A 22,982-nucleotide genomic window follows, 5' to 3' on the forward strand; every position below is an offset into this window, starting at 1 on the left:
TTTGTCCTGCTGTGCAGGACTACATAACTTCCGATTAAACACAACTACTTGATTTTAATTGAGACCACAACTCTCATGTCTATTTTAGTGGGTTTATTGCGCGTCCGTTTGGGTTCTAAGACTTTACCCCACCTTACTACGCTGGCTATCGCCACCTTAAAGCGTTCTGCTACCTCTGCAAGGGTCAGATTCTCTTCTTGTCTAGTTTTTAATACACGTTCTCGAAAGTCTCTTGAATAGGTCATTTTTTATACTCCTTTTGTGGTGCGGGTGCTATAATTCGTCAAACTGACATCGCCTGCAATTTTCTTAGTAATAACCCATTGTTGTGCAATGGATAAAACGTTATTCACCACCCAGTTAAAGTTAAAGTAGGGTGGATAAGCGATAGCGTCATCCACCAAGCTGGTAGTCGTATTGAAAAAAGGGGTATGGCACTGCGTTTATACACCCTACGCTTGCTCTCCTCCCCCAACGCCCCATTTACCCGATTAACGGTAGTTCAAGTCTTTTATCGCAAATTTTTTTGTGTACAGACTTGCACTTATTACCGTTGAATTGTAAGATTAATACGATAATGAAATATTATACGACGGATTGCTTTGTTTTGTCGTCCAACGGAGCAGTTTCGCCCCCACAAAAAACCTGAGATGATGATCATGCCTGCACTGAGTGAATTAAAGAAAAAAGCTGACCATTTGCGTTCGGATAACATTGAACTTGATCGAGATCAGAAATTAAAAGCAGCTACTTTGGCTGAATTGGGACGGAAAGTTAAAAAAATTCACTTGTATCTGTTTGAATTATCACGGGAACTTAATTTTGTTCAACCTGATATTTACGCCAATTACGAAGTGAAAGGTTTTAGCACGCTGGAACATTTAAAACAGCAAGACTATGTTTTGTGTGACTATGATGAAGCACAACATGAATTTGTTCTGCGTTTTTCTTGTGTGGGACAATTTAAATTTCGTTTCGCTAAAGCCAACAAAATTCATGCCAAAAACCAACGCGATTATTTAGTTTCTCACAATCTGCGTTTTCATCATCGAGAAGAATATGATGGCAATCACCAATTAACGCGGGTTTTATTCGATCTTGAACCGCTGATTTATATCGAGTTTAAATTCACAGCCAATGCCAAAACCCAGAAAATCGATTTAAGCCTGCGCAATTTCGATGGATTGGGACGGCAACATTACTCGCTTGATCCGCGAAAAATAGATGATGTTTTTTTAGACGAATTAGCCAAGTTTATTTGTCGGGAGAAACATGCTTTACCATTGGAAGAACGTTATCAATTAACGCAACAAGGTAAAGACATGATCATCCGCCATCGCAAAGAAAAAACCCAGCAAGAAAATGATGATTTTGATAAATGGCTGGCACAAACTCAAGCCAGTTTAGACCGTGAAGAAAGAAGACTGAAACGCGGATTTTTAGGGTTGCTTAATCCCAGTAATTGGGTTTAACTTTACGCGTTGCTTCTGTCTGAATATAAAATGCAAACAGAAGCAACTGACAAGTTAATTATCGCCTCACATTAACTTTTTATACTTAATGCGATGTGGATTGTCAGCATCTGTGCCTAAACGACGGTGTCTATCCGCTTCATAATCGGCATAATTACCTTCAAACCACACCACTTCACTGTCGCCTTCAAAAGCTAAAATATGCGTCGCAATTCGATCTAAAAACCAACGATCATGCGAAATCACCACCGCGCAGCCCGGAAACGCCAATAACGCTTCTTCCAATGCCCGCAATGTTTCCACATCTAAATCATTAGTTGGCTCGTCTAATAACAGCACATTACCGCCACTTTTTAATAAACGGGCTAAATGCACTCGATTGCGCTCCCCACCCGACAGATTTTTCACCAATTTTTGCTGATCCGTGCCTTTGAAATTAAAACGCCCTGCATAAGCACGAGAGGGAATTTCATATTTTCCCACCACAATGTTATCGTGACCATCAGAAATCACCTCCCAGACCGTTTTATCATCAGGTAAAGCATCGCGGGACTGATCTACATAAGCCAATTGCACCGTCGAACCCACCCGCAATTCTCCCGCGTCGGGTTTCTCTTGTCCCGTGATCATGCGAAATAGCGTCGTTTTACCCGCACCATTCGGCCCAATCACGCCGACAATTCCCCCTTTCGGTAAATTAAAATTTAACCCGTCAATTAATAAACGATCCGCAAAACTTTTACGCAAATTAACCGCTTCTACCACCAAATCACCTAAACGCGCACCGGGTGGAATATAAATTTCCTGAGTCGCATTGCGTTCCTGCACATCTTGATTAACCAATTCATCAAAACGCGCCAAACGGGCTTTACTTTTAGCGTGACGACCTTTGGGATTGCTACGCACCCATTCTAATTCTTGTTTAATCGCTCTTTGCCGTGCCGATTCTTGACGTTCTTCTTGTGCCAAACGTTTTTCTTTTTGGTCTAACCACGAAGAATAATTCCCCTCAAAAGGAATGCCATAACCGCGATCCAATTCCAAAATCCAACCCGCGACATTATCCAAAAAATAACGGTCGTGAGTAATTGCAATCACCGTTCCTTTATACTCTTGTAAAAAGCGTTCTAACCACGCAATTGATTCCGCATCTAAATGGTTAGTTGGCTCGTCTAATAACAGCATATCTGGCGCGGACAATAACAAACGACATAACGCCACACGCCGTTTTTCTCCACCCGATAAAGTGGCGACTTCGGCATCCCACGGCGGCAAACGCAAGGCATCGGCGGCAATTTCCAAAGTCCGCTCCATATCCCAACCTTGACAGGCATCAATCGCATCTTGCAATTCAGCTTGTTTTGCCAATAAAGCGTTCATTTCCTCATCGCTCATTGGCTCGGCAAATTTCATGCTAATGTCATCAAATTGCGTTAATAACGCCTTTGTTTTCGCCACACCTTCTTCTACATTACCACGCACATTTTTCTCAAGATTTAATTGTGGTTCTTGCGGTAAATAACCAATTTGGATACCGGGTTGTGCGCGGGCTTCGCCATTAAATTCTTTATCCACTCCCGCCATAATGCGCAATAACGACGATTTTCCCGCGCCATTTAAACCCAATACGCCAATTTTGGCACCGGGAAAAAAGGATAAAGAAATATCTTTTAAAATTTCACGTTTCGGGGGAACAACTTTACCCACGCGATTCATGGTATAAATATACTGTGCCATGATAAAAATTAATACCTTGTAAATGGAGAAAATAATAACATTTTAAAAATCATCCGCGGCAATAAAATAACCGTACCAAATTTGTGCTAAAGCCCAAGCTTTACCCTCGATCACTTCAATTTTAAACGAGTTTTCCCCTGATGTTAAATAAGTTTTAGGAATCACCACCGTTTCATACACCCAAAAATGTCCCACCCGTTTTACCACTTTATCTCGAATCGCTTGCCCATTCACCCAAAAACGTAAAGTAATTGGGTAATTAAAATCACTTCTTAAAATAAGTTGCAGCGGTTTTTTCGGAAATGGCTCTGTATGAGAAATGGTAAATTCGACTGATTCATTTTGTTTTAAAATCAAGCTGTGTTGTCGAATGCGACGGGCATAATTATCTAAATAATTCAGTTCTAATAATTCATAACGCGGTTTTTGTAAAAATAGTTGATTGGCATCGGTGGTGAATTGCACATTAAAATGTTCATAAGGAGATTGTTGTGGGTTCATACTCACCTGATCCATATACCACAATAAAGCCAAACCCGCCACCAATCCTAAAAAAACCAATATCTGTTGACGCGCCAGTAAAAAATAATGGGTAATGATCAGCGGAATAGTAAACCATAACACCACAGAAATAATCACACTAACCCCTGCAATATGCGGTGTCCATAAGGCAAAAATAGCGATTATTAAGCAACTCATTAACCAATATAAACTATGCGCAATATTCGGCGTGGCCTGATACAATAAAACCATCGCCACATAAGAAGCCAAAAACGCATGATAATAATAAGACATTAATGTTAAATAAAAAATAAAAGCCGTACCTAAAATCCATGTACTTTGCACCAAAGGCAAAGTTTTAAATGCCAATAATGCCAAGACAAAAATTAAACCTACTTTAAAAGAAAAAGCTAAAGTATTGCTTTGATAACGTTGAGATAAGATGTGATGAAATAAGCGATCTTGATCAGCATCGGCGGAGTGTGATTGTTCGGGCGGATCATTCGCTGCAATAGACCACGTCTGATAGCCGGGGCGTTCACTTAAATTGACCACCATTTTTTGATAGCCCACATTATTGGTTGCAAATAAACCACTGTGCGCGCTAATATTGCTGGCAAATTGCGCAAAATAACCCGCAGGATAAGCCCATAAACTCATCCCTACGATTAAAATCATTGCACTCAATGCTCCCGAAGCAAAATAAACTAAATTAGATTGTTTAATGGTTTTGATTTCTATTTTAGACAGATTAAAAATTTCTCGCGTCAATCCCACCGCTAATCCTAATCCCGCAATAAATAAAAACACAAAAGGAAAAACACGTTCTAATCCCGCTAAAGCTAAAAAAAATCCCGCACGATAATAACGCGATTTAGCCAAAAAAATCATGCCTAAACTAAGGTAAAAAAACCAAGTGTAACGTAAGAAACTGCCAATGGTATATAAATTGGCTTGCAAACCAAAACTAGGATAATAAGCAAAAATAAACCAATAAATCGCTAACATCGCCCAACGCAACAGCCAATCTCGCGTTAATAACCACAGCAATAAACCAGTTATGATAATAAGCGCGTAATCAAAATAAATTAACCACGCTAAAGACACCTGTAACGGCAAATAAGATAAAATGGGCTTCGCCTGCAAGGCCCAAAATGGGGTAGGATTAAACCCATGATCATTAAAAATCTTTTGCCACTGTTGTGGATCATGATTTAATTGGATGGAAAACAGAAAAATATCTGTTTTAAATTCGTCCCAAATAGAAGCAGGAATCGGATTAAGTTGTTGTTGTAGTAATTCGCGCCAATTTTCATGATAACCTTGACGTTTGTGCGCTAAATTTCTAATATTAACCTCATCCAAATTCATACCCTGATCTAACAAAGCTTGCGCGGTGGCTAAATAAAGTTGATCATAACCCAAATATTTAAAATACTTCCCCCCAATCACATAATGATATAAATCATGAACATGATAAATTTGGATTTGGGCAATTTGAAAAAAACGCAACGCACTCGTTAAAGCAATAATAATAAAAACGGTCGTCAAAATCGCCTTAAAATGCCATGCTAATTTTTGTTGATAGCGGTAAAATAATAACGCTAAAATTAACACACTGCCCAAAATAATCGGTTCAAAAACACTGTTAAAAATTATCATAGTGGGAGCTTAATGCCATGCAAAATAAAATTGAATTATTCTTCGGAGACATCACCCTAATGGATGTGGATGCCATTGTCAATGCAGCCAGTCCAACCCTAAGCGGTAGCTGCGGAGTCGAAGCGGTCATTCACCGTTATGGGGGGCTTCCATTGTCGGATGCGTGCGAAACATTAGGCGGGTGCGAAACAGGCCAAGCCAAAATCACCAGAGGTCATGACTTGCCGGCAAAATTTGTCATCCATACGGTCGGACCCGTGTGGCTCGGAGGCAAATACGGAGAAGCGGAATTATTGCGATCTTGTTATCGCAATGCGCTACGATTTAGTCTGACTCGCCCTATTAAAACTATCGCTTTTTCTTCTATTAGCTGCGGTGCTTCAGGCTATCCTATTGAAGAGGCTTGTCAAATTGCGCTGGACACCATTCAAGAGTTTTTGGACACCCATCCTGACACCTTGGAAAAAGTATGTATCATGGCTTACAATATTCCCATTCTTGAGACGTATCGAAGAGAATTAGAAGCCCGCTTCGGAGAGTCAGAATTAATGACAGAATAAGCCCGAAATCAATGCAGAGTATGTGGTAAGGCCAGACGAAATAAGGGAATTTCCGCATCAAACGCCAAACCATCATCCGCTAACATCTGGTAACTGCCGTGCATTGTGCCGACTGGCGTAGCGATAGCTGTTGCACTGGTGTATTCAAAGCGTTCGCCGGGACGCAAATAAGGCTGTTCTCCGACCACGCCTTGGCCGCGCACTTCTTGTATTTGTTCATTGGCATCGGTGATAATCCAATGGCGAGACAACAGCCGCGCCGCGACTGTCCCCACATTGTGCAAAGTCACCGTGTAGGCAAAAACGTAGCGTCTCTGTTCGGGACTGGATTGTTCACTGAGATAATGGGTTTTGACTTCAACACGAATATGATAGGGCGATAACATCATGCGCCATCCTTTGGAGGTGAATCGTCGGGGATTTATGAAATGAGCCGTCGTGATGACTGCGAATTTTTTAAGAATTTAAGAATTAACTGGTAAAACAGTAAGGGATGGGGTGAACGATGGGACTCGAACCCACGACAACCGGAATCACAATCCGGGGCTCTACCAACTGAGCTACGCTCACCATAACGAGTTGCGTCAAACGGGTGTGGCTGCACAGGTTGGGCGTTATTCCCACAACTTCGGACTGAAGTGGCGCGCCTGGCAGGACTCGAACCTGCTACCCTCGGCTTAGAAGGCCGATGCTCTATCCGAATGAGCTACAGGCGCAAGTGTTAAAATCTATGATAAGTGTAAAGTCTATGATGAGAATGGTCGGGGTAGAGGGATTTGAACTCTCGACCCACTGCTCCCAAAGCAGTTGCGCTACCAGGCTGCGCTATACCCCGATTATTTTTAACTGTAGACGACTGATCAATAAGTACCTGCACCAAAGTTAGGCATGATAAGCCACTTCTAACCAAGTGTCAAGAAAAAAATCAGTATTTTTTCATACCCGCTTATTATAGATAGCCACTTTTCGCTTAGTCAGCTAAAATGTCCTATTCCAAAGACACCCTACAGTTGTGAGGAACGTCATGACCACAGAACGTATTCAGGATTATCTTTATTCATGGAATCCCGCCGATCCCCTGTTGGCACGGGTTCGTTTAGAAGATGACATTCGTGATGGATTACAAGGGGCTTATGTCCGTAAACCCACCTTAACCGAAAGAAAAGAATTACTTGAATTAAGTGCGGCAGTGGGTACGCAGGCGGTTTTAATTGGCTTTCCGGCCATTTCAACACAAGAATTTGATGATTGTTATGCCCTATTAGCCCATGCCCAAGAAAAAAAGTTACCGCTGCATTTCAGTTTCCTTGCCCGTACCTTAGTCAGCGATGTCGAGCCGATTGTGGCTTTAGCGCGGGCTTTTCCAGAAATAAAAGTTCGGGCCGACAGCTTTATTGGCACCAGTCTTGTGCGCCGCAAAGTGGAAAATTGGGAGTTTTCTGAACTGTTACAACGAATTAAAACCGTTGGCAATTATCTGCTTCAAGAAAAAACCCCGTTTGGCCTCAGTATCGAAGATGCCACCCGCACTCCACCCGATGATATGATTCAAACCATTGATAGGGCGTTAGAAGTAGAGATCAAAAATTTAACCCTTTGCGATACCGTGGGCGATAGCACGCCGGAAGGTGCTGCACGTATCACTGAATTTGTTTTGGAGTATCTCACCAAACAGGGCGTTCAACTGGAATTAATGTGGCATGGACACAATGACAAAGGGCTGGGCGTGGCCAATGCCATTGCGGCGGCACGTGCGGGAGCTGACATTATCAGTGGTACTTTTTTGGGTATCGGAGAGCGCACCGGCAACACGGCATTGGAACAAGTGGCTTTGTTATTAGCCCAAGCAGGAAATACGCACCATCATTTAGCCGCAATCAAGCCTTATTGTGATAAATTGTCCGAATATACCCAAGTTCCTATCGCGCAAACCGCGCCGATTATTGGACAACAAGCGTTTACTACTGCGGCCGGCACCCATTCTGCCGCGGTATTGAAGGCAAAGGCTTTGGGTTTAGCATTTGAAGACTATGTTTTTTCTGCCGTTCCTGCCAGCGATTTGGGACGCTCGCAAGAATTGTTGATTGCGCCAGTCAGTGGCAGTGCTAACGTGCGTTACATGTTAGAACAATTTGATGTCACTCCCACGACGGCCTTGATTGAGGGCTTACTTGCCCATGCCAAAACCAAAGATAAATGGCTCACGCGCCAAGATATTCGTGATTATCTGAATACTCAACCTTTTTAAAAATAAGGATTTTTCATGCAGCAACTGATTCAAGGTAAAGCCTTTTATTGTGGTGATTTTGTGGATACCGATGTCATGTCGCCGGGGCGATTTGAGCCTTATGAGGGGCGTGATCATCTTGCCAGCATTGCCTTAATTGATTACCGTGCCAATCCGCCTTTTGTTGATCCGCAGACTCGTCGTTCGCCGTTTACCGTTATTTTTGCGGGGCGTGAATTTGGTTGTGGTTCCAGTCGAGAGACGGCACCGCAAGCCTTGGCGTATGCGGGTGCGAAAGTGGTGATTGCGCGGAGTTTTGCGCGTATTTTTTTCCGTAATTGTGTGAATATGGGCTTATTGCTGCCGATCATTTACGATCATCCGTTTGATGAAAACATAGTGGGGACAGAAGTGACCGTTGACGTGCCTGCTTTGACTTTTCGCGTGGGCGATCAAGAGTTTAAGTTTAATGATTTTGGCCCGCTGACCGACATTATCCAAGCAGGCGGCCTTACCCCGTACAACAAACAGCATTTACATTTAGGAGCCTAGGCCATGCCTGCACAAAGCATGACGCATAAAATTTTAGCCCGTGCCGCTGGCAAATCTCACGTGGCGACGGGAGAATTTATTGAAGCGGATATTGACATGTGTTTTACACATGATCCGGTGTTAGAAGCCTTACGCGAGGCGTTTTATGAAGAATTTGGCAAAAATGCCAAAGTATTCGATCCCAATAAAATTGCGTTATTTCAAGATCACCTTGTGCCAGCGAAAGACGCGATCAGTCGTCGTTTAGCGATGGCGATGGACAATTTTGCCGCAGAGCAGGACATTAAGAACTACTATCCCTACGGCGCGAATTATGGTGTATGTCATATTTTAATGTGTGAACAAGGTCATGTTTTACCCAATCAAGTGATTTTAGGTACAGATTCGCACTCCGTGACTTACGGCGCGTTTAATGCGTTTGGGACGGGTGTGGGTTTAGTGGACATGCTCAATGTGTTTCGTGTGGGTCGTTTATGGTTTCGCGTACCAGAGACTATCGAAGTACGAATTGAAGGAGAATTACCGCCCAACGTATTTGCAAAAGACATTATTTTGCGTTTATTGCAAGACATTGGCATGGATGGCGCGTCGGGTAAAACTTTGGAATTTACGGGATCAACCATTGATCACTTATCGGCCGAAGAACGCATGACCTTATGCAATATGACGGTGGAAGCGGGGGCAAAAAATGGCATTATGTCCTTGTCGGATAAGGCAATTGCTTACTTAAATCGTGCCGCTCCGAATGCCACACTTGATCCCGTGACGACGGATAAAGATTACCAATACAGTCAACGTTTACACTATCAAGCGGAACAATTAGAACCGATGGTGGCCTATCCGCACCGTCCTGACAACGTCTGTACCGTCGCACAAGCCAAAGCAGAACGTGTTGCAATCAGTCAAGTGTACGTGGGGTCTTGTACGGGGGCGAAATTTGAAGACATTGAATTAGTAGCACGGACATTAAAAGGGCAGAAAATTGCCAAAGGCGTGCATTTAATGGTGGTGCCGGCATCGACTCAAATTTATCGCCGTATGGCGCAGAGTCAAGTGATTGATATGCTTGTAGAAAGTGGTGCGGTGATCGAATCACCGGGCTGTAAAGCGTGTTATGGCGCGCATGGTGGCGTATTAGGGGACAATGAAGTGTGTTTATCCACCACCAATCGTAATTTTCGTGGTCGCATGGGCAACCCGAATTCTTTTGTTTACTTATCATCGCCTTACGTGGCCGCCCGCAGTGCCATTGCTGGCTATATTACGGATGAATAAACCATGTCACGTTATCATGTTTTACTGATGCCGGGGGAAGGCATCGGCACGGAGATTGTTGCCGAAGGCGAGCGCGTTTTACGGGCGATTGCTGAACGCTATAAAATTGATGTTGATATTTCGCAACACCTTGTCGGTGAAGAACAATTTAAACAAAGTGGTCGTTATCTTTCGGTTGAAACAGAAACTTTGTGTGATGAGTTAAAAACCAATCCGAATGCGGGCATTTTGTTTGGTGCGGTGGCTGATGAGCCGATTGGCATTTTACGCAAACACTATGATTTATTTACGAATTTGCGTCCTATTCGTACTTTTTCGGCTGCGGCGGATGTTTCTCCGTTGTGTTCGGTGCGGGAACGGGAAATTGATTTGTATATCGTTCGGGAATTGGTGTCCGGTATTTACTATGGACAAATGCGACATGGCAGCGATGCCGCGGGGCGTTGGGCGGGACAGGAGTTATACTATCATGAAACTGAAGTCAGACGAATTGTGCAACAAGCCTTACAAGTCGCCCAGCAACGTCGTAAACGATTACATTTTGTGCATAAAGGCAATGTGATTAAAGATGTCTTTCAAATTTGGTTAGACGTTTTACATGCAGAAGCCCGCCGTTTTCCTCAAGTCGAATGTCACGATATTTTAGTGGACAATATGGCGATGCAAATGGTGTTAAAACCGCAATATTTTGATGTGTTATTAGCCTGCAATACTTTTGGCGATATTTTAAGCGATTTAGGTGCGGGCATTGTGGGTTCAATTGGATTATTGCCTTCAGCCAGTTTAAATGCGCATGGTTTTGGTTTATTTGAATCGGTGGGCGGGACTGCGCCCGATATTGCAGGGCAGCAAAAAGCCAATCCCATTTCGACTATTTTATCTGTGGCGATGCTGTGTCGGCACACTTTTGGTCATGAAATGGCTGCGCAAGCCATTGAAAATGCAGTTAATATTGCATTAAGTCAATGTCGTACTGCCGATTTAGCCGCAGAGGGCTATGAGACGGTTTCAACGGCGGGCATGGGAGATCGGGTGTTGTCGGCCTTGCATTAAAATAAACGAGGTAGGAGGGCGCGTTTTAAGTGAAATGGTTTTTTTTACGTGTCTGATGTAAAGCTGCCTTATTGTCTATTTTCTGTTTTCTTTACACCATTGGGACGGTAAAAACCATGCAGGAATATCATGTTTATTCTTCTTTGGCAATGGATGAAGTATTAGAGGTTTTTTTAAAGAATCTCCTGCGTATTTAAAGCCATTAGATTTGGGTAAAGGCGTATCTGCATTTAATGTTTTTGATCATGTTGATATTCAATTAACACCTAAAGAATTAAGTGCGCATACTTCGTATGGGGATGTGAATGGTTTGCAGCGTTTGCGTCAAGCGATAGCGCGTTATTATGGGGAAAAATTTAATTACGATTTAAATCCGAATCGTATCTGCATTACTGATGGGGCATCGGGTGCATTAACAATTGCATTTGCCTTATTAACCAGTAATGGCGGCGAAATTATTTTACCTGATTCTTGTTATCCTGTTTATCGCATTTACGCGAATTTATTTGCGGCGCGTTATCAATTGGCGCATTTACATCCTGAGAGTTTTCATATTGATATTCCTGCCTTAAAACGGCAAATTTCTAAAAATACCCATGCGTTATTAATTAATTCGCCGAGTAATCCTCATGGCGCGGTGTTATCGGAGCAGGAATTGGCAGAAATTTGTGAATTAGGCGTGCCAATTATTTTTGATGAGGTTTATCAAGCCTTGTCATTAAGTGATAAAAAAATTCCCAGTGCCATTCATTATTCGGATCAGCATTTCATTGTCAATAGTTTTTCTAAATCGCTGTCAATTGCAGGGTTTCGTTTAGGTTATTTAATTGTGCCTGAGCGTTATATTGAGAAAATGACCAATGCCAAAGCCACCATGAATATTTGCACCAGTTTACCCAGTCAATTAGTCGGGGAGATGTTGTTAAAAAACTGGGATTTTTTAATTCAAAAACACTGCGAAATGCTGAGAAAAAATTGGCAAGAATTAAATCGTTTATTACCCGAATATCATTTGTCTTTATATTCGATTCCAGAGGCAGGTTTTTTTGCGGTTTTTGATGTGTCGGCTTTAGATAAAAGTTCTTTAACTATTTCTTTAGAACTCATTAGACAATTTGCTTTAAATAGCGCACCGGGGATAGATTTTCAAACCCCTGATCCGCGTTTTATTCGTCTTAATTTTGCGTGTCCGATAGAAGACATTGCGCCGGCATTAAATCGTTTTTCTACTTATTTACAACAAAACTCTTGATCTTGTCATGAATAAAAGACCCAATTTACAAGCCGTTCATCTTGAATTAGATCAACTTTATGCGCGCAGTTGTCGTTGTCACGATTCGTTGGGTTATCCGATTAATTTAGATTTGGCATTTCTTGAGCCATTAAGCCGATTTTTATTATTTGGTTTTAATAATTTAGGCAATCCATTTGAAGACAATACTTTTCCTTTATGCAGTTGGGCTTATGAGCGGGAAGTATTGGATTTTGTGGCGAAATTATATCATTTTCCTGTGGATCAAGATTATCACGGCTACATTACGGGCGGGGGTTCAGAGGCGAATTTACAAGGATTATTGGTGGCGCGGGAATATTATCCGAATGGGATATTATATTTTTCTCAAGACAGTCATTATTCCGTTCCTAAAGCCGCGCATTTATTGCGAATGTCGCATCATATTGTGCCGAGTTTAAACAACGGTGAAATTGATTATAACGCATTAGCCGAAGCCATTTTACAATATTCCAATCAGCCTGTTATTTTATCATTAAATATTGGCACAACCATGAAAGGCGCGATTGATTCTATTGATCGCATTATGGAAATTTTAGCGCAAACGAAAACCGAACATTATTATATTCATTGTGATGCGGCATTATTTGGGATGATGTTACCTTTTTTAGAATTGGATCAAGTAAAATATCCTGATTTTCGTTATCCCATTCAAAGTTTAGCCATTTCAGGACATAAATTTATGGGTTGTCCTTTTCCCAGTGGGATTATTTTAACGCGCTCTATTCCCGAAGCAAAACATATTGCTTATGTCGATACTTTAGACACCACAATTAGCGGATCGCGTAATGGTCATTCGCCATTAATTTTATGGTATATTTTGCAGGTGAAAGGCGAGGCAGGATTAAAACAAGAAGTGCAAACTTGTTTAAGCAATGCGCACTATTTATATCAACAATTAAAGCAACACAATTACCCTTGTCAATTAAATCCACATTCTAATATTGTGTTATTAAAACCGCCCCCGCGGGCATTAAGTAAAAAATGGGATTTGGCGATTGAAGGCGATTGGGCGCATATTGTCGTGATGCAGCATGTGACGCGGGCGCAATTAGATTTGTTTTTAGCGGATTTATTGGCACTGTAAAAGGAAAAAAAGCCAGCATTTGGTAAAAGTAGAGACGCAATTTATTACGTCTCTACAATAACTTCGTTTTAATGGTTATTTAATCGCTAGTATTTTGATAATAAGCCATTAAAATTTTCGCCACTTCGGGACGGGTGAATTCAGGCGGCGGTAATTCTCCCGCGGATAAAATTTCCCGCACTTTGGTCCCGGACAGCATAATAAAATCTTCAGGTTGATGATCAGGCACATCGCACATCATCACTACCCGACCTAATTTTTTAGAATAAGCGGTGTGATCGGCTTTGAAAATCTCAATGTCTAACGTCCCCGCCGGAACAGAGTCATCAAAAATCGTTTGCGCATCAAAAGGCCCATAATAACTGCCCACGCCCGCATGATCGCGCCCCACAATAAAATGAGTACAACCCGCGTTTTGACGGAAAATCGCATGTAAAACCGCTTCCCGTGGCCCCGCATACAACATATCAAAACCGTAACCCGTCACCATCACGCTATTTTCTGGAAAATACAATTCTACCATTTTCCGAATTGACGCATCGCGCACATCAGCCGGAATATCACCGGGCTTTAATTTACCCAGCAACATGTGAATCAACACGCCATCCGCATTCACGGCCGCTTGTGCCATTTTGCACAATTCCTCATGGGCGCGGTGCATAGGATTGCGGGTTTGAAACGCCACCACGGTCTGCCAACCGCGTTGTTGGATTTCTTCCCGAATGGCCACCGCAGTGCGAAATGTATCAGGGAATTCCGTTTGAAAATAGCTAAAATTCAACACCTCAATCGCGCCTGAGACCACATAACGCCCTTGTTCCATAAACGTGGCATAACCGGGATGTTTGACATCATCGGTGGCAAAAATACGTTGTGCGACGTGTTGCATTTGGGCATCGCTGAGGGTTTCAATCGCGGCCACGGTTTGAACGGCGATCACGGGCTGACCGTCTTGATTGGGATCGCATAAAGCAATACGTGTCGCGCCGGTAATCCCGCTCACCTCCGGCACAATATTCACAATGGGAATCGGCCAAAATAAGCCCGCTTGGGTTTTCAACTGATCGGCCACGCTGAGGGTATCAGCCACGTTCATATAGCCCGTCAACGGCGTAAAATATCCCCCACCCAACATCACCGCATTAGCCGCCGCGGCCGAAGAAATCAGCAATTTAGGCAACGTTTGCGCTTCTTGTTCTAATTGAGCGCGGCGCGCCGGATCGGCAACCCATAAGGGCATCAGAAAATCAGTAGCATAAGGACGAATCATAAAGGTACTCTTTTCGGTCTGTGGAAAATTAAACGAATAACAAAATTCTATGGCATTCTAAAGTTTTTTAATCATAAAGTTAAGCCTCTGCTGCCTTCTGCTTGTACTCGCCAGTTTACTCCCCAGATCGTGGTAGAATGGAAATGTGGGATTGAAGTCCCCATTTTTACTGAGTCCACACCCTAAATCAACAACAAGGAGTCGAAGGTTATGGAGGCAATCACCCTAAAAATGGTGTTAGATAGCAAAGCAAATAAAGGCGACACCATCATGGTCAATGAAGATGCCAGTCTATTATCCGCCACACGAACCATGTGCGATGCCAAAGTCGGAGCGGTATTGGTACAGAATGCCAAGCAAGAGCCAGTGGGTATTTTAAGCGAACGGGATATTTTACGCTTTTGTGCGAAGAATCATCTTGATTTTGATCGTGTTAAAGTGGGCGAAGTGATGACACGAGACTTGATCGTCGGCACTTTAGATTCTCTGGTGAAAGATGTACAAGCCATTATGACCGAGAAAAAATTCCGACATTTGCCCGTCGTCGATGGGGGAAAAGTGGTGGGTTTGGTGTCAATTGGCGATTTGGTACGGATACAATTAGAAGAGACGGACGTAGAAGTGCAGTATTTGCGTAATTTTATCAACTTATAACCTCTCCCCCATCGGCGTACACGATAGGCTCACCCCTGCGTGTACGCCAAAAAAAGCACTCAGCGAACGCTAGGATTACTCAGAAAAATAACGGTAAGTGCCATTTTCCCACACGTAAAACACATAGCCCGGTGCTTCCACATCCCCTTTATCATCGAAGCTGATTTGACCTAACACCGTATCAAATGTCCCTTCATTTAGGGCTTTAATCACTGCCTCTGTATCTGTCGTCCCCACTCGCTCTACTGCTTGTTGCCACGCTTGCACTGCGCCATAGGTATACAATACATAACCTTCTGGCTCAATGCCTTTGGCACGGAACGCAGCAACCACTGGTTCTGCAACGGGATTTTTACGCGGGTCTGGACTGAAAGTCATCAGTGTACCGGCACCCGCATCGCCTGTAATCGACCAAAATTCATCCGTCATTAAGGCATCGCCCGCAGCTAAAATAGTACTCATGCCTTGTTCCCGCATTTGGCGAATAATTAAACCCGCCTCGGTGTGATAACCGCCTAAATAGACCACGCCCACATTTTCCTTTTTCAACTTAGACACCACCGCAGAGTAATCTTTTTCGCCCGCAGTAATGGCTTCATACAAAACTTCTTGTTTACCTGCCGCATTTAAAGCCGCTTTAGTTTCGTCGGCTAAACCTTTGCCGTAAGCGGTTTTGTCGTGCAAAATGGCCACATTGGCATCGGGAAATTGTTGCGCTAAGAAAGTACCGGCCACTGCGCCTTGCTGATCATCTCGACCACAGACGCGAAACACATTGGGGCCGCCTTCATCGGTCAATTTAGGATTGGTTGAGGCGGGGGAAATCTGCACAATGCCTTCTTCTTCATACACTTTTGAAGCCGGGATAGAAGAACCAGAACAGAAATGTCCCGCAATCAACACCGCACCACGACTGGCCATTTGATTGGCAATGGCCACCGCTTGCTTGGGATCACAGGCATCGTCGCCGATTTCTAATGTGATTTGTTTACCGAGAACGCCACCGGCGGCGTTGATGTCCTCAACGGCTTTTTCCGCGCCGAGTTTCATTTGGTGGCCAAAGGTGGCATACGATCCTGTCATGGGGCCATTGACCGCAATCACAATGTTGTCTGACGCAGACACCATGCCGCCCCACGCAAAAGGCGTGGCTAATAAAGCGGTTTTAATCCATTGGGGTAATAATTTCATGCAATAACTGCCTCCGTTTGTGGTGTTAAAATACGTATAACTGATAAAATCAGCCATCACCAATATGGGGATGCTGTTGAGAAACGGCAACATCTATGCGGTCAATTGGCGTGAGAAGCCAATAACATCATAATAATAGGCATGGTCAACATCGCCAACAACGTTTGTGCCGTAATAATGTTCGCCATTAACACATAATCTCCTCTCATTTGGCGCGCCAAAATATAAGCTGATGTTGCCGTTGGCAGTGCAGCAAACATCACTGCAATATCTTGCATCACTTCTATGATATTCAACCATTTACAAAGTAACCATACCAGCACGGGAAATAACAATAATTTTAAAATAAGACTCAGCAATAATACCCAAGAATTATTCTGAATCGCCGTTAATTGCAAAGCCGCACCCACTGCTAATAATCCTAAAGGTAAAGTGGCTTGTCCTAAAATATGAAATAAGGGTTTAATAAATAACGGTAATTCCCACGATAAAAAATTTAGAGAAATACCAATAAAACACCCAATAATCAATGGATTTTTCAACAACACCACACCAAAAGCCGTCGCCGTCATTTTCTGCTTCCCATTTCCCCGCGCCAGCACAAACACACACCACACATTAATCAAGGGAATCATGGCGATTAAAGCCACCGCAGAGACCAACAATCCCAACGTAGAATGCAGCGATAAAGCCACCGCTACGCCTAAATAACTATTAAAACGAATGCTACCCTGAAATAAAGAGCCAAAAACCACTTCAGAAATCGGTAAAAAACGCCGCAATAATAACAATAACACCGCAGATAAACACACAGCCAATGCAAACACAATTGCCAAAGGCAATGCGTTTAAATCATGCAGGGGGGGTTGCGATAATTGATGAATTAATAAGGCGGGGAAAAAAACAAAATAAGTGATTTTTTCTAAGGCAGGCCAAAATTCGACATGAACAATATTGAAATACTTTAAAATATATCCCAACAAAATCATTAAAAAAAGCGGAATCAATAAGGTAATAACAGCAGGCATAATAAGCAATTCAGCAATGTGCCAAACCGAAGTTTGGCACAGGTATTTTTATGAGCCGTTTAAGGTGGCACAATCAACAAGCGTTGACCGGGATAAACCGTATAAGGCATCCCAATACCATTCCAAATCGACAGATCATGTGTGGTAAGACGATAATCACGGGCAATACTCGCTAAAGTTTCACCGGGTTGCACCGTGTGAAAACCAATTGAGCCTCTCGTTGTAGAACTACTGCTTTGACTTAAACGAGGTGAACTGCTTGCCGCAGAAAGACCTGTTTGTGTTGTTCCCGCTTGTCCTACCGTCAAACGTTGTCCCACAGAAAGCGAATAAGGCGGCGTTAAACGATTCCACGCAGCCACTTGTTCTACCGTATTGCCGTAGCGGCGAGAAATACTAAATAAGGTTTCTCCCGCGGCGACTGTATGATAAGACACATTGGCCGAAACGCTAGGTGTCGTCGCTACAGGGACACTGCCGCTCGGACTGACCAAGAGACGCTGTCCAACTGATAAAGTATAAGGGGGCGTTAAACCATTCCAACTGGCCACCTGCTCTACCGTATGACCATAACGCCGCGCAATACTAAATAACGTTTCTCCAGTCTGCACAACATGTTGCCCGCTATTGGGCGCACTGAGATTGGGAGCAGTCACTGGCGCAGTAGGAGAAGTGACAATACCAGAAACGCCGTCCGGTGGAGACACCAACAACATTTGTCCTATCGACAAGGTGTAAGGCGGCGGTAAACCGTTCCACTCCGCAACCTGTGTTGGTGTATAACCATAGCGTCGTGAAATACTAAAAAGCGTTTCGCCCGCTTGTACCGTATGATAACCCAACTGGCGATCTACGACGGCTGGTGTACTGGGTTGCGACGGGAAAGACGGTTGCGTGTCAATAATCACCGGCGCAGGCGGCTGTGCCGTTTCAATGGGATAAATCACGGGGCCAGAAGGAGTCCCGGTCATGCCTCCAGAAGCAGAAACCAGTAAACGTTGTCCAACGGAGAGATTATAAGGTGGTTGGATATTATTCCACTGGGCAATTTGCTGCCACTGTTGGTTGTAACGTTGCGAAATACCATACAAGGTTTCTCCGGGTTGTACGGTATGATACAACGGCATTTGCCCACCGGTGGAGGGGGGTTGTGTGGTGTCGATAATGCCCGGACTGCCGGGCGGAATCGGGGTAGTATCCACAGGTTCAGTAGGGCCTGGCGTGAGCATAGTACACCCGCTCAACAGCCCAACCGCCACTATTCCCAAAAATTGGCGAAAATGAAGGCGACACATCATGCAGTTAAACTCCGAAAGCTGGCTAAAATACAATAGGTTGAGAATTAAAAGCATACTTAAAACGCAATGATACGGTTCTATTGTATTCACTTTGCATAACAAACTGATCTCGTTATAAAAATAATCTCAACAGCATTGTGGCATAAAGCAATCCTACAAATCAACGTAAACACTAGCTTATCCGCGCCACATACAGCGTCCAATCCAAACACGAATAGCATTGGCCATTTGTTTCACGTGTTGTTCGTCTAAATGCACGTCAGGCGGCATGTAGGCTGAACGGACGAGCAGATCGCCCACCCGTGATTCTGCCCAATTGAATTGAGCGGGATCGTGCTGTGTGAGCCATAAGAGCCACGCAGTGCCACTTAACCCCGCACACGCCTCTCGTCCGTAACGTTGAATGGCCACCCGTCGCAACAGTACGGCCAGACCTTTTAACCGAACAGAAACAGGGAGTTGTGGATTTTGCAAGCTGTGCCATTCTTTACAAGCGGTATCCAACCAAACAGGGCGTGCTTGTTGTCGCCGACGGTGTCCTAAAAACAGCAGAAGTAACAGTAAACCCATCGCCAGCAATAACCACCACCCCGCCGCCAATGGCCACATCGGCACACTGGCGTATTCAATAATATCGTGTAATTGTTCCGCATCCATCTAACAGTTATCTCAACTTCTTAAAAAATCAAAGCAAAGCAGTAAATATATCGCAAAATAAGGTTAAGCATAAAATAAAATACGAGTGAATTAAATTTTTATCTATTTCCCCATCTGTTTTATGAATTACCATGCGGCGGGTTTAAATTTATCATCGTTCAAAATAGTGGTAATTTTATCTTTTTGAGCAATGACAAAAAAACTTTCTAATATCTCCCTATACCCCCATTTCAGCGGACGGGTTTGTCTTTATCTTTGGGAGATGCTCTAGTCATATAGGCTCTCATCATCCATTCTTTTTCATTTAAATTGCTTGAGTATGATATGTCTTTCTCCATTTTATTCTTCTTAAATCGGTAAGTTTAACATCTTTTTTAGATTTCAAATGGGTTCTATACCAGAAGCCTTTGGTAAGCAGTTATTAGCCCGTTTGCACAAGAGAAATAAACATGGACAAAAAGTTATTTGATATTTTGGTTTGCCCTGTGACTAAAGGCGCGTTAATTTACGATAAAACAAAACAGGAATTACTTAGCAAAGGCGCACGCCTTGCTTATCCGATTCGGGACGGCATTCCGGTAATGTTACCCGAAGAAGCGCGTCGTTTGTCGTTGGAGGAAATGGATAAGTTGGCGTAAGCGTTAAGCCATTCATAAAATTTTCTGTCAGAATCAGAAGTTACAGAATTTCAGAATTAAAAATCTAATAAAAATAAACGAGTTGCAAGAATTAATTTTGAAAATTCAGAAATTCTGATTCTGAAATAAATTTTTATAAATGATTTAATTTTGGTATATATAGAAAAAGAGTTGATTGATGTGGCGTGAATGGCAATTTTATATTACTGACATGGTGACTTTATCTTGTTCCCAAGTGCCACTTGGGAATACAGTCTTGACCGCGTCGCGGTCAGTACAAAAAAAAGAGGAAAATTAGAAGGCATCCATTAAAATCCAGTGAAACACGGTTATGTCGATTTGGCTGAACATTGGTGTTATTCTAGTGTGCGTAATTATTTGGGACAAGTCGGTTTGACTCCTGTTTATACGGGATGGCAGACTGATGAATGACTGACCGCAACGCGGTCAAGACTGCATTCCCAAGTGGCACTTGGGAACGAGGGAAAATCAGATTTTGCGCTCGTTTGCACAAAATATAAAAGTAAGCACTTAAACAAATCCACCCCCCAAAAAAAAAGGACACCCCATCTTGATTATCTCCGTTCATTTACCCAAAACCGCAGGGACGAGTTTTGCCGCAGCATTACAGCAGCATTTTGGGGAGAAACTTTTACACGATTATGCCGATTCGCCGCTTAATACGCCTGTGACGGAGCGGCATAGAAGGGCTTTTCAGCAGGCTTTAGTTCATGCGGATTCGGAGGAGAAAAAAATAGAATGTATTCATGGGCATTTTTTGCCCGTGAAATATTTACTTCTCGCCGATACGCAACACATTAATTTCGTCACGTGGATGAGAAACCCCGTAGATCGGGTGCTATCCCATTATTATTTTTGGAAAAATAATCCGCATTCGGGAGTCGGGAAGCCGTTGCGTCATAAAATGATGACGGAAAATTGGTCGTTAGAACGGTTTTGTCTGGGACCTGAGTTGAGAAATGTGTATGGGCAGTTTTTGTTTGGTTTTCCATTGGCGTATTTTTCATTTATCGGAATTACTGAACATTATCAACGGGATTTTGCTTTTTTCACTAAGCATTATCTACACGCCCATATCGAAGCACAAAAAATTAATGTCGGCCAGTCCGCAGGACATTATCCTATCGCGGACTCGTTGCGAGAGGAAATTGCACACCATCACGCTGAAGATGTCGCGCTGTATCAGCAGGCTTTGCTGCAACGACAGGCATAAAAAAAACAGGCAATCCCGAAAGATTACCTGTCTTTATTGACAGTCTCTAGCCTTTAAAATGAAAGACTATTTGCCTGTACCACCACCTGGACGAGCCATCACAAGATTGCTTAACTCACCTGTATTGGTATTAACCGCTTGGTAGATACCTTGAATGTCGTTGTTGGAAGCAACAAAGGTGAATACCGCTGAACCACGGTTTTTACCCGTAAAGCTCGACACTAAGTCTGCTGCATTGACTTGCAGCAATGTTCCCGCAGGTAAAACACCTGAGAAGGTCTTAGTATCGGCATCATAAGGGTAAGGACCATCTGTCTTGGGAACAATCGTGTTGCCTGCATCAGTACGCAGTTCAATGGTGAAGGCTGCATCAGTTCCACTAGGTGTCAAATGATTTAACATGAAACGGCTGATGTAACCCGTAGCCATAGTGAAGTAAGGGGCTTCCAATACCACACCATCTCTTAAAATATCACCTGTTGGAGCGGAAACCGCCGACGCAGCATAACCTGACTGAGAAACAGGAAGCAAATTCAACACATAACTATCGTCCGGCGTGATCTTGACCTTGGAGTCTTCTGGGCGGATGACACAGAGGAAACTAGCATCAAGACCCAACACATCAGTTCCTGAAAAAGTGACCTTGTCTCCATCCGAAGACACCGCAGCAGTCGGAGGGAGAGCAACCTCTGTTGTACATGCTGCTGTCGTATAAAAACCAACCTTACCATTACTTACGCCAGTCGCAGTAGAACCAAACGTTCCCAACCCATTGCCATCACTATCAACATCTTGAATCAGCGATAAATCACCTTGGAACTCAAGAGTAGTGGTTGTCTGCAAAATATCAGCTAGTGAAATGTAATTTCCCGCACCATTACACACATTGAGAGCTGGAGCAAAGCTTAACTTCCCTAAGCTACCCGCAGAGCCGCTAGGATTAGTGTTGGTTGAAGTGTTAAACACCTCAAACCCCTTCTCTACGCTGCCTACCAAATTAGACGGAGTAACCCCATAAGAGAAGCCAGGGGCGTAACCAATATAATTGATATTTGGTAAGCTCTTTTCTATCGCCGTTCCATCCAATCCCTGCGACGCGCTTACGTCATTCGTATGAACACTATAGTTCAACTGAACTGGCGTTTTGTCTGCCCCAATCTTTATTGAGGTGACATCAAGAGCGAAGGTGTCTGTTGCGACAGCGGCAGTAGCATCCGTTTTAACTGAAAAAATTACGAAATTCGAACCAATAGCACCGCCAGACACAAGCGTCGACACAGCACCGGCGGTGTGGATAACCAAATCAGCAGCAACCAACGCTGCACCGAATCCTGCTCCCCCTGTTAGACCAAATCGTACATACCGAGTAGAGTTCGCCGGAATTGCAGTGCCTAGCTTACCTATTACATCAACATCACAACCCGTACCACTAGACAATGTCACACCTGATCCCAACTGACTGGCGTAGTTAACCGCGACTGGAGCATCAATATCAACTTGTGCTACCGCACCAACACTGCCCAGAGCCAAAGAAACCGCCACCGCTAGCGGAGATAAACGTTTAATACCCATAATTACTTGCTCCTTATTCAAAC

22 protein-coding genes and 3 tRNA genes are annotated in these 22,982 nt (G+C 43.4%); 11 read left to right on the forward strand and 14 right to left on the reverse strand.

The window, feature by feature from the left end; all coding sequences use genetic code 11:
• Window positions 1-44 precede the first annotated feature (44 nt).
• Both TPSD3_RS05520 and TPSD3_RS17475 read right to left on the reverse strand, forming a co-directional pair.
• A complete protein-coding gene (locus TPSD3_RS05520; RefSeq protein ID WP_217884390.1) occupies window positions 45-245 on the reverse strand; it encodes a hypothetical protein in 201 nt (66 codons plus the stop codon).
• Window positions 246-248: 3 nt separating this feature from the next.
• Window positions 249-401: a hypothetical protein gene (locus tag TPSD3_RS17475; RefSeq protein WP_176329750.1), complete on the reverse strand. Its 153-nt coding sequence runs from the start codon at window positions 399-401 to the stop codon at window positions 249-251.
• A 249-nt stretch (window positions 402-650) separates the two neighbouring features.
• Here TPSD3_RS17475 and TPSD3_RS05525 point away from each other — a divergent pair, with 249 nt between their 5' ends.
• A complete protein-coding gene (locus TPSD3_RS05525) occupies window positions 651-1,472 on the forward strand; it encodes a hypothetical protein (RefSeq protein ID WP_176329751.1) in 822 nt (273 codons plus the stop codon).
• Between the two features lie 66 nt (window positions 1,473-1,538).
• Here TPSD3_RS05525 and ettA read toward each other — a convergent pair whose 3' ends face one another.
• Together ettA and TPSD3_RS05535 are read right to left on the reverse strand one after the other, a co-directional pair.
• On the reverse strand, window positions 1,539-3,209 hold the full coding sequence (ettA, locus tag TPSD3_RS05530) for an energy-dependent translational throttle protein EttA (RefSeq protein WP_086487590.1): 1,671 nt from the start codon (window positions 3,207-3,209) through the stop codon (window positions 1,539-1,541).
• Between the two features lie 42 nt (window positions 3,210-3,251).
• Complete coding sequence (locus TPSD3_RS05535; protein WP_086487591.1) at window positions 3,252-5,372, reverse strand: hypothetical protein; 2,121 nt, start codon at window positions 5,370-5,372, stop codon at window positions 3,252-3,254.
• Window positions 5,373-5,389: 17 nt separating this feature from the next.
• Here TPSD3_RS05535 and TPSD3_RS05540 point away from each other — a divergent pair, with 17 nt between their 5' ends.
• Window positions 5,390-5,932, forward strand: coding sequence for a macro domain-containing protein (locus TPSD3_RS05540; RefSeq protein WP_086487592.1), 543 nt, complete (start codon window positions 5,390-5,392; stop codon window positions 5,930-5,932).
• 8 nt (window positions 5,933-5,940) lie between these two features.
• Here the strand turns inward: TPSD3_RS05540 and apaG are convergent, their stop codons facing one another.
• The 4 genes from apaG to TPSD3_RS05560 form a co-directional block, all read right to left on the reverse strand.
• Window positions 5,941-6,321: a Co2+/Mg2+ efflux protein ApaG gene (gene apaG / locus TPSD3_RS05545; RefSeq protein ID WP_086487593.1), complete on the reverse strand. Its 381-nt coding sequence runs from the start codon at window positions 6,319-6,321 to the stop codon at window positions 5,941-5,943.
• Between the two features lie 105 nt (window positions 6,322-6,426).
• Window positions 6,427-6,502: transfer RNA gene (locus tag TPSD3_RS05550), tRNA-His, on the reverse strand.
• A gap of 69 nt (window positions 6,503-6,571) precedes the next feature.
• Window positions 6,572-6,648 (reverse strand) — tRNA-Arg (locus TPSD3_RS05555).
• Window positions 6,649-6,690: 42 nt separating this feature from the next.
• Window positions 6,691-6,767, reverse strand: a tRNA-Pro gene (locus tag TPSD3_RS05560).
• Window positions 6,768-6,956: 189 nt separating this feature from the next.
• On the opposite strand from TPSD3_RS05560, the gene TPSD3_RS05565 reads away from it, so the two are divergent.
• The 6 genes from TPSD3_RS05565 (at window position 6,957) to TPSD3_RS05590 (ending at window position 13,417) form a co-directional block, all read left to right on the forward strand.
• Window positions 6,957-8,180 (forward strand): hypothetical protein, encoded by a 1,224-nt coding sequence (locus tag TPSD3_RS05565; RefSeq protein ID WP_086487594.1) that lies wholly within the window; start codon window positions 6,957-6,959, stop codon window positions 8,178-8,180.
• Window positions 8,181-8,195: 15 nt separating this feature from the next.
• Window positions 8,196-8,711, forward strand: coding sequence for a LeuD/DmdB family oxidoreductase small subunit (locus TPSD3_RS05570; protein WP_086487595.1), 516 nt, complete (start codon window positions 8,196-8,198; stop codon window positions 8,709-8,711).
• A gap of 3 nt (window positions 8,712-8,714) precedes the next feature.
• Entirely contained in the window at window positions 8,715-9,986 is a 1,272-nt protein-coding gene (locus TPSD3_RS05575; protein WP_086487596.1) for a 3-isopropylmalate dehydratase large subunit, read from the forward strand.
• Between the two features lie 3 nt (window positions 9,987-9,989).
• Window positions 9,990-11,039 (forward strand): isocitrate/isopropylmalate dehydrogenase family protein, encoded by a 1,050-nt coding sequence (locus TPSD3_RS05580; protein ID WP_086487597.1) that lies wholly within the window; start codon window positions 9,990-9,992, stop codon window positions 11,037-11,039.
• A 208-nt stretch (window positions 11,040-11,247) separates the two neighbouring features.
• Window positions 11,248-12,291 carry a pyridoxal phosphate-dependent aminotransferase gene (locus tag TPSD3_RS05585; protein WP_176329752.1) on the forward strand — a complete coding sequence of 348 codons (1,044 nt, stop codon included), beginning with the start codon at window positions 11,248-11,250 and terminating at the stop codon, window positions 12,289-12,291.
• Between the two features lie 7 nt (window positions 12,292-12,298).
• Window positions 12,299-13,417: a histidine decarboxylase gene (locus tag TPSD3_RS05590; RefSeq protein WP_086487599.1), complete on the forward strand. Its 1,119-nt coding sequence runs from the start codon at window positions 12,299-12,301 to the stop codon at window positions 13,415-13,417.
• A gap of 79 nt (window positions 13,418-13,496) precedes the next feature.
• Here TPSD3_RS05590 and sat read toward each other — a convergent pair whose 3' ends face one another.
• A complete protein-coding gene (sat, locus tag TPSD3_RS05595; RefSeq protein WP_086487600.1) occupies window positions 13,497-14,687 on the reverse strand; it encodes a sulfate adenylyltransferase in 1,191 nt (396 codons plus the stop codon).
• A gap of 210 nt (window positions 14,688-14,897) precedes the next feature.
• Here sat and TPSD3_RS05600 point away from each other — a divergent pair, with 210 nt between their 5' ends.
• Complete coding sequence (locus TPSD3_RS05600; RefSeq protein ID WP_086487601.1) at window positions 14,898-15,341, forward strand: CBS domain-containing protein; 444 nt, start codon at window positions 14,898-14,900, stop codon at window positions 15,339-15,341.
• A 75-nt stretch (window positions 15,342-15,416) separates the two neighbouring features.
• Here the strand turns inward: TPSD3_RS05600 and TPSD3_RS05605 are convergent, their stop codons facing one another.
• The 4 genes from TPSD3_RS05605 to TPSD3_RS05620 all read right to left on the reverse strand — a co-directional run bounded on the left by TPSD3_RS05605 (window position 15,417) and on the right by TPSD3_RS05620 (window position 19,515).
• Complete coding sequence (locus TPSD3_RS05605) at window positions 15,417-16,532, reverse strand: branched-chain amino acid ABC transporter substrate-binding protein (RefSeq protein ID WP_086487602.1); 1,116 nt, start codon at window positions 16,530-16,532, stop codon at window positions 15,417-15,419.
• 101 nt (window positions 16,533-16,633) lie between these two features.
• On the reverse strand, window positions 16,634-17,560 hold the full coding sequence (locus TPSD3_RS05610; RefSeq protein ID WP_086487603.1) for an AEC family transporter: 927 nt from the start codon (window positions 17,558-17,560) through the stop codon (window positions 16,634-16,636).
• Window positions 17,561-17,619: 59 nt separating this feature from the next.
• Window positions 17,620-18,858: a muramidase family protein gene (locus TPSD3_RS05615; RefSeq protein WP_176329753.1), complete on the reverse strand. Its 1,239-nt coding sequence runs from the start codon at window positions 18,856-18,858 to the stop codon at window positions 17,620-17,622.
• Between the two features lie 177 nt (window positions 18,859-19,035).
• Entirely contained in the window at window positions 19,036-19,515 is a 480-nt protein-coding gene (locus TPSD3_RS05620; RefSeq protein ID WP_086487605.1) for a DUF4381 domain-containing protein, read from the reverse strand.
• Between the two features lie 449 nt (window positions 19,516-19,964).
• On the opposite strand from TPSD3_RS05620, the gene TPSD3_RS05625 reads away from it, so the two are divergent.
• Together TPSD3_RS05625 and TPSD3_RS05635 are read left to right on the forward strand one after the other, a co-directional pair.
• On the forward strand, window positions 19,965-20,153 hold the full coding sequence (locus tag TPSD3_RS05625; RefSeq protein ID WP_086486979.1) for a Trm112 family protein: 189 nt from the start codon (window positions 19,965-19,967) through the stop codon (window positions 20,151-20,153).
• Between the two features lie 571 nt (window positions 20,154-20,724).
• The gene (locus TPSD3_RS05635) at window positions 20,725-21,387 is read left to right on the forward strand and encodes a sulfotransferase family 2 domain-containing protein (RefSeq protein ID WP_086487606.1); all 663 of its coding nucleotides are present in this window, start codon (window positions 20,725-20,727) and stop codon (window positions 21,385-21,387) included.
• Window positions 21,388-21,453: 66 nt separating this feature from the next.
• On the opposite strand, the gene TPSD3_RS05640 is transcribed toward TPSD3_RS05635, so the two are convergent.
• Window positions 21,454-22,959 (reverse strand): hypothetical protein, encoded by a 1,506-nt coding sequence (locus tag TPSD3_RS05640; protein WP_140048495.1) that lies wholly within the window; start codon window positions 22,957-22,959, stop codon window positions 21,454-21,456.
• Window positions 22,960-22,982 lie beyond the last annotated feature (23 nt).

The sequence above is a fragment of the Thioflexithrix psekupsensis genome (assembly GCF_002149925.1).
GTDB lineage: Bacteria > Pseudomonadota > Gammaproteobacteria > Beggiatoales > Beggiatoaceae > Thioflexithrix > Thioflexithrix psekupsensis.

Excerpts from the sequence above, each read along its gene's own strand:
- TPSD3_RS05615 (WP_176329753.1), bottom strand. The coding sequence starts at position 18,858 with ATGATGTGTCGCCTTCATTTTCGCCAATTTTTGGGAATAGTGGCGGTT.
- apaG (WP_086487593.1), bottom strand. The coding sequence starts at position 6,321 with ATGATGTTATCGCCCTATCATATTCGTGTTGAAGTCAAAACCCATTAT.
- TPSD3_RS05590 (WP_086487599.1), top strand. The coding sequence starts at position 12,299 with ATGAATAAAAGACCCAATTTACAAGCCGTTCATCTTGAATTAGATCAA.
- TPSD3_RS05605 (WP_086487602.1), bottom strand. The coding sequence starts at position 16,532 with ATGAAATTATTACCCCAATGGATTAAAACCGCTTTATTAGCCACGCCT.
- TPSD3_RS05575 (WP_086487596.1), top strand. The coding sequence starts at position 8,715 with ATGCCTGCACAAAGCATGACGCATAAAATTTTAGCCCGTGCCGCTGGC.
- TPSD3_RS05570 (WP_086487595.1), top strand. The coding sequence starts at position 8,196 with ATGCAGCAACTGATTCAAGGTAAAGCCTTTTATTGTGGTGATTTTGTG.
- ettA (WP_086487590.1), bottom strand. The coding sequence starts at position 3,209 with ATGGCACAGTATATTTATACCATGAATCGCGTGGGTAAAGTTGTTCCC.
- TPSD3_RS05535 (WP_086487591.1), bottom strand. The coding sequence starts at position 5,372 with ATGATAATTTTTAACAGTGTTTTTGAACCGATTATTTTGGGCAGTGTG.
- TPSD3_RS05625 (WP_086486979.1), top strand. The coding sequence starts at position 19,965 with ATGGACAAAAAGTTATTTGATATTTTGGTTTGCCCTGTGACTAAAGGC.
- TPSD3_RS05525 (WP_176329751.1), top strand. The coding sequence starts at position 651 with ATGATGATCATGCCTGCACTGAGTGAATTAAAGAAAAAAGCTGACCAT.
- TPSD3_RS05580 (WP_086487597.1), top strand. The coding sequence starts at position 9,990 with ATGTCACGTTATCATGTTTTACTGATGCCGGGGGAAGGCATCGGCACG.
- TPSD3_RS05610 (WP_086487603.1), bottom strand. The coding sequence starts at position 17,560 with ATGCCTGCTGTTATTACCTTATTGATTCCGCTTTTTTTAATGATTTTG.
- TPSD3_RS05640 (WP_140048495.1), bottom strand. The coding sequence starts at position 22,959 with ATGGGTATTAAACGTTTATCTCCGCTAGCGGTGGCGGTTTCTTTGGCT.
- TPSD3_RS05520 (WP_217884390.1), bottom strand. The coding sequence starts at position 245 with ATGACCTATTCAAGAGACTTTCGAGAACGTGTATTAAAAACTAGACAA.
- TPSD3_RS05620 (WP_086487605.1), bottom strand. The coding sequence starts at position 19,515 with ATGGATGCGGAACAATTACACGATATTATTGAATACGCCAGTGTGCCG.
- TPSD3_RS05600 (WP_086487601.1), top strand. The coding sequence starts at position 14,898 with ATGGAGGCAATCACCCTAAAAATGGTGTTAGATAGCAAAGCAAATAAA.
- TPSD3_RS05540 (WP_086487592.1), top strand. The coding sequence starts at position 5,390 with ATGCAAAATAAAATTGAATTATTCTTCGGAGACATCACCCTAATGGAT.
- sat (WP_086487600.1), bottom strand. The coding sequence starts at position 14,687 with ATGATTCGTCCTTATGCTACTGATTTTCTGATGCCCTTATGGGTTGCC.
- TPSD3_RS05565 (WP_086487594.1), top strand. The coding sequence starts at position 6,957 with ATGACCACAGAACGTATTCAGGATTATCTTTATTCATGGAATCCCGCC.